Origin of the sequence: Streptomyces sp. CA-249302 (genome assembly GCF_050936785.1) — a bacterium.
Taxonomy (GTDB): Bacteria; Actinomycetota; Actinomycetes; order Streptomycetales; family Streptomycetaceae; genus Streptomyces.
On sequence record NZ_JBNJMG010000001.1, the window covers coordinates 4,967,135 to 4,979,924 of the forward strand.

12 protein-coding genes are annotated in these 12,790 nt (G+C 71.0%); 6 read left to right on the forward strand and 6 right to left on the reverse strand.

Annotated features, from left to right (window positions below):
* Window positions 1–280 precede the first annotated feature (280 nt).
* On the forward strand, window positions 281–1,126 hold the full coding sequence (locus ACQEWB_RS22155) for a helix-turn-helix domain-containing protein (RefSeq protein ID WP_432833635.1): 846 nt from the start codon (window positions 281–283) through the stop codon (window positions 1,124–1,126).
* A gap of 23 nt (window positions 1,127–1,149) precedes the next feature.
* Here ACQEWB_RS22155 and ACQEWB_RS22160 read toward each other — a convergent pair whose 3' ends face one another.
* A complete protein-coding gene (locus ACQEWB_RS22160; protein ID WP_432833637.1) occupies window positions 1,150–1,611 on the reverse strand; it encodes a hypothetical protein in 462 nt (153 codons plus the stop codon).
* 91 nt (window positions 1,612–1,702) lie between these two features.
* On the opposite strand from ACQEWB_RS22160, the gene ACQEWB_RS22165 reads away from it, so the two are divergent.
* Together ACQEWB_RS22165 and ACQEWB_RS22170 are read left to right on the forward strand one after the other, a co-directional pair.
* On the forward strand, window positions 1,703–2,218 hold the full coding sequence (locus ACQEWB_RS22165; RefSeq protein WP_432833639.1) for a GNAT family N-acetyltransferase: 516 nt from the start codon (window positions 1,703–1,705) through the stop codon (window positions 2,216–2,218).
* On the forward strand, window positions 2,215–2,676 hold the full coding sequence (locus ACQEWB_RS22170; RefSeq protein WP_432833641.1) for a hypothetical protein: 462 nt from the start codon (window positions 2,215–2,217) through the stop codon (window positions 2,674–2,676). Before ACQEWB_RS22165 ends, ACQEWB_RS22170 begins: the two co-directional genes overlap by 4 nt.
* Window positions 2,677–2,690: 14 nt before the next feature.
* Here ACQEWB_RS22170 and ACQEWB_RS22175 read toward each other — a convergent pair whose 3' ends face one another.
* Window positions 2,691–4,163 carry a M1 family metallopeptidase gene (locus ACQEWB_RS22175; protein ID WP_432833643.1) on the reverse strand — a complete coding sequence of 491 codons (1,473 nt, stop codon included), beginning with the start codon at window positions 4,161–4,163 and terminating at the stop codon, window positions 2,691–2,693.
* Between ACQEWB_RS22175 and ACQEWB_RS22180 the strand changes: the two genes are divergently transcribed.
* Complete coding sequence (locus tag ACQEWB_RS22180) at window positions 4,153–4,653, forward strand: hypothetical protein (RefSeq protein WP_432833645.1); 501 nt, start codon at window positions 4,153–4,155, stop codon at window positions 4,651–4,653. The genes ACQEWB_RS22175 and ACQEWB_RS22180 overlap by 11 nt on opposite strands.
* 33 nt (window positions 4,654–4,686) lie before the next feature.
* On the opposite strand, the gene ACQEWB_RS22185 is transcribed toward ACQEWB_RS22180, so the two are convergent.
* The gene (locus ACQEWB_RS22185; RefSeq protein ID WP_432833647.1) at window positions 4,687–5,346 is read right to left on the reverse strand and encodes a hypothetical protein; all 660 of its coding nucleotides are present in this window, start codon (window positions 5,344–5,346) and stop codon (window positions 4,687–4,689) included.
* 4 nt (window positions 5,347–5,350) lie between these two features.
* Window positions 5,351–6,064 (reverse strand): pentapeptide repeat-containing protein, encoded by a 714-nt coding sequence (locus ACQEWB_RS22190; RefSeq protein ID WP_432833649.1) that lies wholly within the window; start codon window positions 6,062–6,064, stop codon window positions 5,351–5,353.
* 154 nt (window positions 6,065–6,218) lie between these two features.
* Between ACQEWB_RS22190 and ACQEWB_RS22195 the strand changes: the two genes are divergently transcribed.
* A complete protein-coding gene (locus ACQEWB_RS22195; RefSeq protein ID WP_432833651.1) occupies window positions 6,219–7,379 on the forward strand; it encodes an NAD(P)-binding protein in 1,161 nt (386 codons plus the stop codon).
* A gap of 80 nt (window positions 7,380–7,459) precedes the next feature.
* Window positions 7,460–8,440, forward strand: coding sequence for a zinc-binding dehydrogenase (locus ACQEWB_RS22200; protein WP_432833653.1), 981 nt, complete (start codon window positions 7,460–7,462; stop codon window positions 8,438–8,440).
* 120 nt (window positions 8,441–8,560) lie between these two features.
* Here ACQEWB_RS22200 and ACQEWB_RS22205 read toward each other — a convergent pair whose 3' ends face one another.
* Together ACQEWB_RS22205 and ACQEWB_RS22210 are read right to left on the reverse strand one after the other, a co-directional pair.
* Window positions 8,561–11,200 carry a glycosyl hydrolase gene (locus tag ACQEWB_RS22205; RefSeq protein ID WP_432833655.1) on the reverse strand — a complete coding sequence of 880 codons (2,640 nt, stop codon included), beginning with the start codon at window positions 11,198–11,200 and terminating at the stop codon, window positions 8,561–8,563.
* A gap of 117 nt (window positions 11,201–11,317) precedes the next feature.
* Complete coding sequence (locus ACQEWB_RS22210) at window positions 11,318–12,724, reverse strand: NAD(P)/FAD-dependent oxidoreductase (protein WP_432833657.1); 1,407 nt, start codon at window positions 12,722–12,724, stop codon at window positions 11,318–11,320.
* Window positions 12,725–12,790 lie beyond the last annotated feature (66 nt).

Consider the following 12,790-nt stretch of genomic DNA (forward strand, 5'->3'; position numbering starts at 1 on the left):
GTGCTCCGGTGGGGCTGGGCTGCGGTGGGGCGGGCTGCCTTTCCCAAGGAACGAATGGTTGAAAGGACCCCTGCCGAACCCACCCCCTCCCCTTGTCCGTCCGCTGGTCAGGCCCGTGCGCGGCTCTCACCCACGCGAGTGAACATCGCCAACTCAGCTGGATTTCGGCCCGGTTGCCTGCCCTACAGTCGGCGCAACACAACCGCACACATGCAACGGCCCCCGCCGGGACGGCAATCCCGATGCGAGGGCCTGACCACCAAGGAAAAGCACCTTCCCGATGGACACCGAAAACCCTAGCGCGCCGACGCACGCCAAGTCCCGTATCCCGGGCGAAAACCACCCTCACGCGGGTGGTCTCATCCACGAGCACACCCGCCACACCACCCGCTTCACGGTGATCGGCAACCATCTCGCCCAGCACCGTTCGCTGTCGGGCCTGGCCATCGGACTGGCCGTGTACATCCAGTCCCTTCCAGCAGGCGCCCCCGTCGACATCAAGAGCCTCGCCGCCCGCTTCCCCGAGGGAACGACCCGTATCGCCGCCGCCTTGCGTGAGCTGGAGGCCCACGGCTACCTGCGCCGCGAACGCGAACGCATCGGCGGGGGCCGCATCGTCACGCGCACGATCTCCTGCAACCAGCCGGGCCGCAGCAGGAACGACCACGCGCCGCACTCCGCCAGGCCCGCTCGGCCGAAGAAGTCCCCACCCCGGCCCCTCCCACCGGTACCGCGCCCGTCGTACCCCGCCCCCGCCCTCATCCAGCAGGCCACGGACCTCCTCACGGACCTCCGCCGCCACGACCGGCGCCTGCTGTTCAGTGAGCGCGACACCGCGCATCTGGCCCCCGGCGTCGCCGCCTGGCTGGAACGGGACGTGACACCCACGGCCGTACGTGAATCCCTGATCATGGACCTCCCGTCGGAGCCCCTGTGCCGCCCGGCCGCCCTCCTGGCCCACCGGCTGACCAACCGGCTGCCGCCACTGTCACCGTTCCGGGCCCCCGCACCGCCCCTTGCCGCCAGCCACCCGCTCCAGAACTGCGAGGGCTGCGACCGCGCCTTCCGCGCACCTCACCCCGGCCGCTGCCGCGGCTGCCGAACCGATCTCCCGGAGGCCGCCTAGCGAGCCCGGGGCGTGATACCCCGTCAGCCCATCGGCCGGTAATACCCCAGCACCGCCGCCAACTGCCCGAACCACTCACCCAGTTGTGCCCTCGGCCTCGCCTCCACCACGCACTCGTAGAAGCGGCCGTCCGGGAGGACCACGGCCACCATCAGGGACTTGCCGTTCGGGCTGGCCTTGTAGTGGACGCTGCGGATCTCCGGCCAGGGGAAGTCGACGGAGAGGCCGTGGTCCTCGAAGGCCACGCCGTCCGTGTCGACGACGATGGAGTTGTGACGGTCGACCGCCATGAACTCCGGGCCGGTGGGGGGTGGTTGGGGTGCGGGCGCGGTCCCGGGTGGGGTGGCGTGGCCGTACTGCGGGGGCGGTGGGCCGAAACCCTGTGGGGCGGTCGTCGGGGGCGGGGGCGGTGGGGGCTGTTGGCCGTACCCGGGCTGGTTGCCGTAAGGCGGATGCGATGGCGGCGGCGGTGGCTGGGTGGTCATCGGGATTCCGTCCCCCTGCTGGTGAATGTGGTTCCCGGTGAAATCTACCCAGCCCCACGGGCCGCCCTCACCCGGCCGTTAGTGTCCTGCCATGCTTCTCGAACGGCTCCAGCCCACCGACGGCGCCCTCCCCGGTGAGCTCCTCACCGAGCTCACCGCCCTCTACGCCTCCAACCGCGAGTTCCACGCGATCAGCGGCGACTTCCCCGATCCGGACGACGTCCGGCCCGAACAGGTGGCGGTCGCGCTGGCCGACGAGTTGGTGAATCCGGATGCCGAGGTGCGGCTGGCCCGTAGCGAGGGGCGGCTGGTCGGGGTCGCCATCACCCTCGCCCATCACCCGGATCCGGTCGACCCGGACCCATGGATCGGGTTGCTGATGGTGGACGCGGAGGTGCAGGGGCAGGGCTACGGACGGCAGTTGGCCTCGCTCGTCGAGGAGGAGTTCCGGGCTGCGGGCCGAGACGCCGTACGCCTCGCCGTCCTGGAGGACAACCACCGCGCCCTCGCCTTCTGGACCACCCTCGGCTACGAGCTGATCGGCCACGGCAACGACCTCCAACTCGCCCGCCCCTGCGCCGTACTGCGCAAGGAACTGCATCGGTGAACTGGACCACCCTGGCCGGCACAGCCCTCGGCGCGCTCATCGGCGTCGGCTCGACGCTGCTCGCCGACCGCGTGCGCTGGCGGCGGGACGCGGGCGAGCGGAATCGGCAGGAGCGCCGGGACATCTATGTCGGCTGCCTGACGAAATACCGGCTGGCTTACGAGGCCATGCACTCCGCCGCGACGGTTCACCGGGGCCAGCACACCCTCGACGCGGCCGTGCGGGAGGCCTTCCGGGCCTCGGGGTGCGACGAGGTCAGGGAGTCGGCGCTGATCTGCGCTCCGCAGGAGCTGTCGGACGTGTTGGAGGACGTCTACGTCACCCTGCGGGAGTTCCAGGAGTTCTTCGCCGCCGGTGACCAGCCCCTCGACTCACCCGAGTTCCAGGAGCACCGGCTCAAGCACGGAAAGGCGATCTGGGCGGCCCGGGCCGCCATGCGTGCCGATCTCGACCGATAGCGCCCCGAGCCCCGTCAGGGGTGGTCCGGCTTCCCGTCCCCGTACAGCCAGTCCTTCCAGATCCCGGCGAAGTCCTTGTCCGGTGCCTTCTTCTCCACGTACGCCGTGAAGTCCTCGGTGTCCGCGTTGCCGTGGCGGTGGGTGGCCGCCCAGCCCTGGATGATGTCGTAGAAGGTGTCGTCGCCCACCGTCTCGCGGATCTTGTGGAGGACCATCGCGCCGCGGTCGTAGACCGGGCTGTCGGAGATGTGTGCCGCGCTGCTCGGGCGGGCCGGTGGGAAGGCCCAGATCGCCTTGTTCGCGGCGGAGTCGTCGTAGTAGTCGCCCTTGTAGAGCGCGTCGAAGGTCTCCTGGGCGGTGTCCCCGCCGTGGTCCTCGTCCCACAGCCACTCCGCGTACGTCGCGAAGCCCTCGTTGAGCCACATGTCCCGCCAGGTCTTCGGCGTGACCGAGTCGCCGTACCACTGGTGGGCGAGTTCGTGGACGAGGGTGGCGGTGTCGGGGGCGCCGGGGAAGACGGGGCGGTTCTGGGTTTCGAGGGCGTACTCGGCGTCTTCGCCCCGGTCGACGATCGCGCCCGTGGAGGAGAAGGGGTACGGGCCGAAGTTGTACTCCTCCCACTCCATGATCTCGGGCAGCTTCGCCAGCACCTTCCGGCTCGCCTTCGCCTCCGTCGGGTCGACGGCGACGTACACGGGGAGGTGGTTCTTGCCGGTGGTGTAGCGGGTGATCGTGTATTGGCCTACGGCGATCGTGGCCAGGTACGTCGCCATCGGCTCGGCGGTGTGCCAGGTGAATGTCGTACGGCCTGTCGTACGGCCGCCGGTCGTCGACTCGTTCGTCAACTCGCCGTTGGACACCGCCTCGAGGCCCTTCGGGACGGTGACCGCGATGTCGTACGTCGCCTTGTCGGAGGGGTGGTTGTTGCCCGGGAACCAGGTCATCGAGCCGATCGGTTCGCCGAGTGCCAGCGCCCCGTCGGCGGTCGGCAGCCAGCCCTCGTGGGAGCCGTCGGCGTCGGTGAGGGTCTGCGGGGTGCCGGAGTAGCGGACGGTGACGCGGAAGGTCTCGGCGTCGGAGAGGTCGTCGTGCGGGCGGATCGTGAGTTCCTGGCCGCTGCGGTTCCAGCGGGCGCGCTTGCCCTCGACCGTGACGTCCTCGACGTCCAGGCCCTTCAGGTCGAGGTCGAAGGCGGTGAGGTCCTGGGTGGCACGGGCGGTGAGGGTGGCTGTGCCGGTGAGGTGTCCCGTTGAGTGGTCGCCGGGGGCGTACGCCAGCTTCAGGTCGTAGTGCGTCACGTCGTACCCGCCGTTGCCCGCCTTCGGGAAGTACGGGTCGTGGACGCCCGAGCCGCCGGGGGTGCCGTTGACGCCGGCGGAGCAGGCGGTCAGGGCGAGGGCGAGGAAGGCGGCCGGGAGAACGGGTACAGAACGGGACACGCCAGTGATCCTAGGACGGCGTGACACCATCTCGTACGTGCTCGACATCGGTTACGCCCTCTCCAACCGCTTCCCGGACCCGCCGCAGACGGACTACCGCCGCGCGGACGTCCACGCCCTGCGCCACGACCTGTTCTGCGGGGACGTCTACCTCGCCGACACGGACAAGGACCAGGAACTGTCCACAGCCTGGGGATGGGTGCCGGTGCTCGACTTCGCGTGGGCGCTGTGCGACATCGCGGAACGCCTGGACCGGGATCCGGCGGGGTCGCGTGCCTCGCGCCCGCAGCACGCCGAGCTCGACTTCACCGAGTCCACCGACCGCATGCTCTTCGAGCGCCGCTTCGGCTGGGTGGACATCGAGGCCGACTGGATGCGGGCGGAAGAGCCACCGCTGACCTTCGCGCACGCCGAACTCCGCCGCGAGGCACGGGACTTCCTGCACGACCTGCTCGCCGACCTGACGGACATGCACGAGGACCTCGGTGAGAACCCGGCGATCTGGACCCTCCAAGCCCGCTTTCCCAGGCTTTCCTAGACCCGAGCCCACGCCCCAGCACACCAGCGTGACCTAGCCCAGCCCCGCCGTCTCCTCCGCTTCCGCCTCCGCCGGCCACATCCTCCCGCCCAGCAGCACCAGCTCCTCCGCCGACGTCTCGTGCGGCAGGCCCCCGAGCGACAGGTAGTGGTACCCGGTGCTCAAGCGGCACGCGTTCAGCCCCAGGCTCGTCATCGCGTCGTAGTGCTGGGTGTTGGCGAACACGTACCGCCCGTCCTCGCCGTCCCCCGGGTCCGGCGGTATCCCCAGCAGGACCGATCGCAGCGCCGACCGGTCCACCGGTCCGAAGGCGAGCGGCACGAAGGCGTCCGGGTCCGCGCCGACCGGGACGGGGAACTCCCCGTCCTCCTCGGTCTCGTCGAAGTACCCCGGCCACGAGTCGTAGTGATGCGTCGGCTCCCCGTCCGTGTACACCGTCATCAGCAGTACGTCCGAGTCGAAGACGTACGTCCCCAGCGCGGGTGCCCCGAGCAGGCGGCTCAGCGGGCCCGCCAGTGCCGTCGCGGCCGTCTCCGGGTCCGGATAGATCACCGTGTGGCCAGGCCCGACCGGCAGTGCGTACCCCCGTACCGCACTGTCGGCCGTCCCCTCCGGCCCGCCCGCCCCCGCGAGCAGCGTCACCACCTCGTCCAGCGGCCGTGCCACCAGGACGTTTCCGTAAAAGGTCCCCACCCGGTCATCCCTCCACCCGAATCCCCATCTCCGCCGCCAGCACCGGCGCCAGATCCATCAGTTGCACGGGGCTGATCACCGCCCCCGCCAGCCGGTCCACGCCCCGTGCGATGCCCAGCTCGGCCGCCGCTCTGAGGTCCACGTCCTTCAGGGTCGCCGCCGTGAGGTCGGCGCCCTTCAGTACGCAGTCCACGAACTGCACCCGCTCCAGCTTCGCGCCCCCGAAGTCCGGCTCCACCAGCACGCAGTTCTCGAAGACGACGTCTCTGAGCCGGGCCGTGCGCAGGTTCAGATAGTCGATCTTGCCGCCCCGGACGACCACCCGTTCCAGCATCGCGCCGTGCGCCTGCGTCCCGCCCAGCCGGGCGTCGACCAGCTCGACGTCCCGCAGCGTGGCCTCGGCCAGGTCCGTGCCGACGCCCCGCAGCCCCGTCAGCCGCGAGTCGAGGACGCGGGCGTGCCGCAGCCGCGTCTCGTCCACCGCGCACCCCGTCAGCGCGCAGTCCATGAAGCGGGCGCCCCCACCATCCTGCCCCGCGAAGTCCAGCTCGCGGAAGTCCAGCCCGTCGTAGTCCCCGTCCGGCTCCAACTCCCCGCCCCGGAACGGCTCCAGCGCGGGCAACCGCACCTCCGGCCGCTGGGCCGCCTTCACCACCGTACGACCCGGACCGCTTCCAGCAGAAGCCATCTCTGTCCCACCCGCCGCTCGCCTCACCATGCCCCCATCCTGCACCGCACCACTGACAATCCGCCTGACCAGCGAAAACACCCCTCGGCCCACCTCTCATGTCACATTCCGGCCGCCTAATCCGTCCTATGCGTGCAGTCCTGTACCCCGACCCGGACCCCGAGCCTTCGAGGAGACGTCAGTCATGCACCGCATCACCGTCATCGGCGGCGGATTCGCCGGGCTCACCGCTGCGATCACCGCCGCCGAGGCGGGGGTCAAGGTGACCGTGTACGAAGCCCATCACACCCTCGGCGGCCGGGCACGGACCGCCGAGGGGCCGTACCGGACGAACGACGGGCCGCACGCCCTCTACCGCGGCGGCGCGCACTGGACCTGGCTCAAGCAGCGGGACCTCATCCCGGCGCTCGCCCCGATCCCGCCCCTGGAGGCGACCCGGCTGCGGCTGCGTCATCACGGCGTGCTCCGCCGAACCCCGCCCTTCGCCATGCTCAAGCTGCTGCGGCCCGGGTTGCCGCAGGCCCCCGTCGACGTCGACTTCCTGTCCTGGGCCAGTGGTGTCGCCGGCGAGGAGGGCGCCCGGGCCGCCGCCAGCCACTCCGCCGTCGCCCTCTTCCACCACGACCCCGGCGCCCTCTCCGCCGCCTTCGTGCAGGAACGCCTCCGCCGCGCCACCAAGCTCCCGCCCGAGGCCCACTACCCGCGCGGAGGCTGGGCCAACTTGATCGACCGCATGGCCGCGCGGGCCTGGAATCTGGGCGTCCGGATGGAGACCCTCGCGCGCGTCGACACCCTCCCCACCGACACCCCCGTCATCGTCGCCACCTCCCTCGACGCCGCCCGGCGCCTGCTCGGGGACGACTCCCTGACCTGGACGAGCGGCCGTACCGTCCTCGTCGACCTCGCCGTCCGCACCCGCCGAGGCGACGCCTTCGCCGTGTCCGACCTCGACTCGCCAGGCTGGATCGAACGGTTCACGGCCCAGGACCGGAGCCTGGCGCCCGCCGGTGAGCAACTGATCCAGGGGCAGATCCCCGTCGCCCCGCACGAGACGAAATCCGACGGCGTCACGCGTGCCGAGCACCTCCTCGACCTCGCCTTCGACGGCTGGCGCGACCGCGTCACCTGGCGGCGCGCGGCCCTCGCGAACGGCCGTACCGGCGCCGTCGACCTCCCCGGCACCAGCTGGCGCGACCGCCCGGCCGTGAATCGCGGCGACGGCGTCTACCTGGCCGGCGACCAGGTCGCCGCCCCCGGCGTGCTCTCCGAGGTCTCCTTCAACTCCGCCCTCGCCGCGGTGTCGCTGGCCCTCGGCCGACGGCAGCTTGACCTCAAGCAAGCTTGAGGTTGAAGAGTGGGTGGGCTTCCTGAAACGGACGCAGACAGAGGGACACGGACAGACGGACACAGATAGGGGGATCCACCATGCTCGCCATCCGCCTGCACGCCTTCGGTCCGGCCGAGAACCTTCGTTACGAGGAGGTCGGGGACCCGGTGCCGGGGCCGGGACAGGTCCGTATCGCCGTCGAGGCGGCCGGGGTGCATCTGCTGGACACGGCCCTGCGGGAGGGGGCGCGGGGGCCGTTGCCCGCGCCGGTCGCGCTGCCCACGATCCCCGGCCGTGAGGTCGCCGGTGTCGTCGAGTCGCTCGGTGACGGGGTGGCCGGGCTGTGGCTCGGCAGGCGGGTGGTCGCCCATCTCGGGTTCGCGCCGGGAGGGTACGCCGAGTTGGCCGTGACCGATGTCGACCGAGTGCACGAGATTCCGGAGCACCTCGACTTCGCCGAGGCCGTCGCGATGATCGGGACGGGGCGTACGGCGCTGGGGATCGTGCAGTTCGCCGAGGTCGGGCCCGGTTCCGTGGTCGTGGTCCCGGCGGCCGCGGGCGGGATCGGGACGCTGCTCGTGCAGTACGCGAAGAACTCCGGTGCCCTGGTCGTCGGTCTCGCCGGGGGCCCGGAGAAGGCGGCCCGGGTGGCGGCCAACGGCGCCGATCTCGCCGTCGACTACCGGGACCCGGACTGGCCGGGCAAGGTCCGCGCCTTCCTCGGCGGGCGGTCCGCGACCGTCGTTTTCGACGGCGTGGGCGGGGAAGTCGCCCGCGAGGCCGTCGCCCTGCTCGGGACCGGCGGCAAGCACCTCGTCTTCGGCTGGTCCGCCGAGGGGATCCGCGACGGCGGGCCCTACCTCGTCGACGGCGTCTCCGAACAGGTCCTCGGTCCCGTGATGATGCGGAAGGCCGGCGGCCCGAATCCCGTACAGACCCTGGAACTGCGCGCCCTCGCCGAGGCCGCCGCGGGCCGGCTGGTCCCGGCCGTGCAGCGATTCCCGCTGGCCGAGGCGGCGGCCGCGCACCGCGCGCTCCAGGCGCGCGGGACTACCGGAAAGGTGGTGCTGGAGCCATGAACGGCCGAATCAGCCAGAACGGCCAGATGGTCTTCTGACCGGGTGATCGCCAAGGAGGGGTCTCCGACTTGACCATGGAGACCCCTCCTTCGTTCCGACTCCCGTTGTTTCAGCGGCGGATCAGCGGAGACTGCGTACGTCTGTCGCCCAGATCCCCCGCCCGTGCGTGGCCACGTACAAACGCCCGTCGGGCCCGGTACGGAGTTGCAGCGCCGCCGTGGTGGGCAGGTTGCCGCCCGCCACCTTCCAGCCCTTCGAACCCGGCGTCCGCACCAGCACCCCGAGGTCCGTGCCGAGCGCGATCGTGCCGCCCTTGAGCAGGACCACCGAGTTCGCCGGTACGTCCGGCAGGTTCCCGGAGACGTCCTTCCAGGTCACCCCGCCGTCCCGCGTCTCAAACAGATGCCCGACTCCCGCTCCGGGCCCCTCCGTCCACTTCCGCGAGAAGCCGTTGACGGCCAGCAGGACGTGGTTGGAGTCGGCCGGATCGATCGCGAGCCCCGAGAGGTAGCGGTTGGGGACCGTGCCGTCGGCCGGCAGGCTCAGCTGGTGCCAGCCGGTGCCGTCCGCGTTGCCCACCGCGATACCCCGAGTGAAGCCCTGGTTGTTGCAGGGCCCGCACCACGCGGCGTACACCTTGCCGCCGGAGGAGGCGACCGCCGTGGCGGTGTGCCCATCTCCGAGGTCGTACGCCCCGAACCACTCGCTCCCGCTGCGGATCGCGTACCCCTTCGTGTTGATCCACACGTGCCGCCCGCCCGCGACCCACGTGTTCGGGTCCTTGATGTCGGCGTTCAGCGGAGCGATGAAGCGGGCCTCGCCGGTCGCGTTGTCGGGCGGGGCGACGGAGTACGAGGTCGCCTTCGACGGGTCGGTGAGCCAACTGCCGTCGTTCACCGCGCAGTTGTTGGTGACGGACACCGCGAGATAGACGTACTCCTGCGCGATGTTGCACCCGTTCGCCGGGTCGGAGATCGTGTCGCCGCCGTCGCCGCCGAAGTTGGAGCCCATCACCCGGTCACCGGGCCGGAGTTCGGACTGGCCGTTGTCCTGGAGACCGCCGGTGACGGCGAGACCGCGTCCGGCCGGGTCGGCGCCGACTCCCACCGAGTAGTACTGAAGCGCGTCCATCGTGCCGTCGTTCAGGGAGGTCCAGTCGGTCGCGTGACCGGTGGCGTCGGCGCTGCCGTTCAACGGCCGCCGGAAGGCACCGCCGTCGTCGCCGACCACGAGGTACGGCGCTCCCCCGTCGCTGCCGATCGCCACCGAGTGCTGGTCGGCGTGGACGGTCTGGTGGCAGTCGCCGGTCTGCTTGCCCGGGTCGATCGACCAGCAGGGGAAGCCGAAGTTCCAGTACGGCCCGGGGACGCTCCAGCTCTTGCCGCCGTCCTTGGTCTCGAAGACCTCCTCCAGACCGGCGTACACATGGTCCGGGTTCTTCGGGTCGACGGTGAGGAACTGGTTGTACCAGGACTGGATGCCCGGCTGGTATCCGGCGCCGGTGAGCGCCGAGCCCGAGTCGCGCAGCTGCTGGTAGGTCGCTATGCGGGTCCAAGGGCCGGTCGGCGAGCCGGACTTGGAGACGAAGATGCCCTCAAGACCACTGTCCGGGTTCTCCGCCGTCTGCTCCGGCGACTGGTCGATCGCGTAGTACCGCGACCCGTCCGCACTGCGCGCGAAGGTCACGTTGCCGACGTCCTCGGCGTTGCTCGGCAGGTCCCCGAGCCCGGTCAGCCGTTGCCAACTCCCGCCGGACTTCGTGTAGAAGCCGTTGTAGGTGTCGCCACCGCGCCAGCCGACCGCCAGCACGACCCTGCTCGGGTCCTTCGGGTCGACCGCGATGTCGCTGGTGATGTTCTTGTACGGGGCGTTCGGGTCGCTCGCCAGCGAACCACCCGGCAGATAGTCCGGGTTGGGCGCGAACTCCAGCTTCCAGTGCCCCTTCGACGTCTTCGTGGAGTGGCTCCACACGCCCTCGGTGGTCGCCGCCCACACCTTGTCGCCGGCGAACCGCAGCGCGTTGATGGAGGTGGACTCCAGCTCGTCGCCGCCGACCCGGTCACGCGGGCTGAAGCTGCCCTTCCGGGGGTCGGCGAGGACGTACACACCCGTACCGAGGAAGGAGGTCGCGCTGGTGTTGGCCTCGCCGGTGGCGTACCAGAGCCGTCCGCGGCCGTCGAGTTGCAGGTCGCCGGTGGACAGCGCGGGCAGCCCGTCGGAGATGTTCGTCCAGTGGCCGCCGCCCGAACGCGATCTGAAGACACCGCCGTTGGCCGAACCGGCGTACACATAGCCGTGGTTGTCGGCCGCGAGCCCGGTGACCCGGCCGGTCACCTTCCCGGCCCCGCCGCTGGAGTTGGAGTTGATGTCCCGGTAGCGGGGGTCGTCGGAGTCGTAGGGCAGCCGGGTCAGGTCGCTCCAACTCCCCTTGGTGTGCGGCAGTTCCGTCAAGGAGTCGTACGCCGCCCCGTACGCGCCCGGCGCCACGATCCCCGGCGAGGTGCGCGCCTCGGCGTACTGGTCGGCCTGCTCGGCCTCCTCCTGGGCCTCGCCGCCGTCATCGTCGTCGTCCCCCGCCTCCGCGAAAGCCGACAGGCCCTTCTGCTGCTGATGCAGAAGGGCCTGCGCGCGAAGTTCCCGTACCCCGAAGGGGCTTGTGCCACCGGAGGACGCCTGGGCCTGCGTGACTGTCAGGCCCAGGGCGGCCGTTGTGGCCAGTAGCGCCCATATCCGTCTTCTTCGCCAGCCGTTGGCTGCCATGGATTGCCCTCCCCTTGGAGCAGTGGCATGAACTGGCCAACAGCTTCGAGGGGAACGCGTCACTGAGAGCTTCCTGTGAGCGCAATCACCCGGTAAAGGTTCGCCCGGTAAGGGTCCTCAGTGCCGCCCCGCCACCCGGTCGGCGGCCTGCGCCAGCTTCGACGACCCGGTGCTGTGTGTGCGGCGTTCCCGTTCGTCGGCGGCCCGGTAGGTGGCGTACATGCCGTGCACGCCCAGCCAACGGAAGGGCTCCGGCTCCCACTTGCGCACCTTGTGCCCGACCCACGGGAGTTCGGTCAGCTCGGTCTGCGGTCCCTGCCCGGAGTCCAGTTGGACGAGGTCGCGCAGGGTCCGCGCCGCGAGGTTGGTGGTGGCGACGCCCGAACCGACGTAACCGCCAGCCCAGCCAAGGCCCGTCGACCGGTCCAGGGTCACCGTCGCGCACCAGTCGCGCGGCACCCCGAGCACCCCCGACCAGGCGTGCTCGACGCCGACGCCGGCCAGCGGCGGGAAGAAGCGGACCAGGATCTCGCGCAGCGCCTCGATGGTCTCGGCCTGCGTGCGCCCGTCGTTGTCGGTGCGCGAGCCGAAGCGGTACGGCACCCCGCGCCCGCCCAGCGCGATCCGCCCGTCGGCCGTGCGCTGCGCGTACATGTACGCGTGCGCCATGTCGCCGAGCGCCTCGCGCCCGTCCCAGCCGACCGACTCCCACTGCTCGTCGGTGAGCGGTTCGGTCACGATCATCGAGGAGTTCATCGGCAGCCAGGTGCGCTTCTGACCCTTGAGGGCGGCGGTGAAGCCCTCCGTGCAGCGCAGGACGTAGGGCGCGCGGACGGTCCCGTACGGCGTGACGGCGTGCTTCGGCCGGATCTCGGTCACCGGCGTCGACTCGTGGATCGTCACCCCGAGCCCCTCGACGACGGCCGCGAGCCCCTTCACCAGCTTCACCGGGTGCAGCCTCGCCCCGTGCGGGGTCCAGGTCGAACCGACCGCTCCGGCCACCCGGATCCGCTCGGCGGTCTCCCGGGCGCCGTACAGCTCACGGTCCTTCTCGCCGTACGACAGCTCGTGCGCGTGGAACTCCCGCAACCGGGCCAACTGCGCGGGCGTGGTGGCCACTTCGAGTACGCCGCCCTTGTGGATGTCGGCCTCGACGCCCTCCTCGGCGGCGGCCCGGACGACCTCGTCCACGGTGTCGTTCATGGCCTGCTGGAGCCGTACGGCGGCCTCCTGGCCGTGCAGCTTCGCGTACCGGTCCCGGCCCGCGATCCCGTTGTACAGCCAGCCGCCGTTGCGCCCGGAGGCCCCGTACCCGCAGAACTTCTGCTCCAGGACGGTGATCCGCAGGAAGGGCGCGGCCTTCTTCAGGTAGTACGCGGTCCACAGCCCCGTATAGCCGCCCCCGACGATCACGACGTCGGCCGCCGCGTCCCCGTCGAGCGGCTCCCGCACCGCCGGGAAGCCGTCGTCCGCGTACCAGTAGGAGATGCCGCCGTTGACGACGCCGCTTGCCGAGGTGCTCATGACCGGACGCTAACCCGTGCGCGCGCCCGCTGTCTCCTTCGGATTCCGTGCTTTTCCACGGCCCGG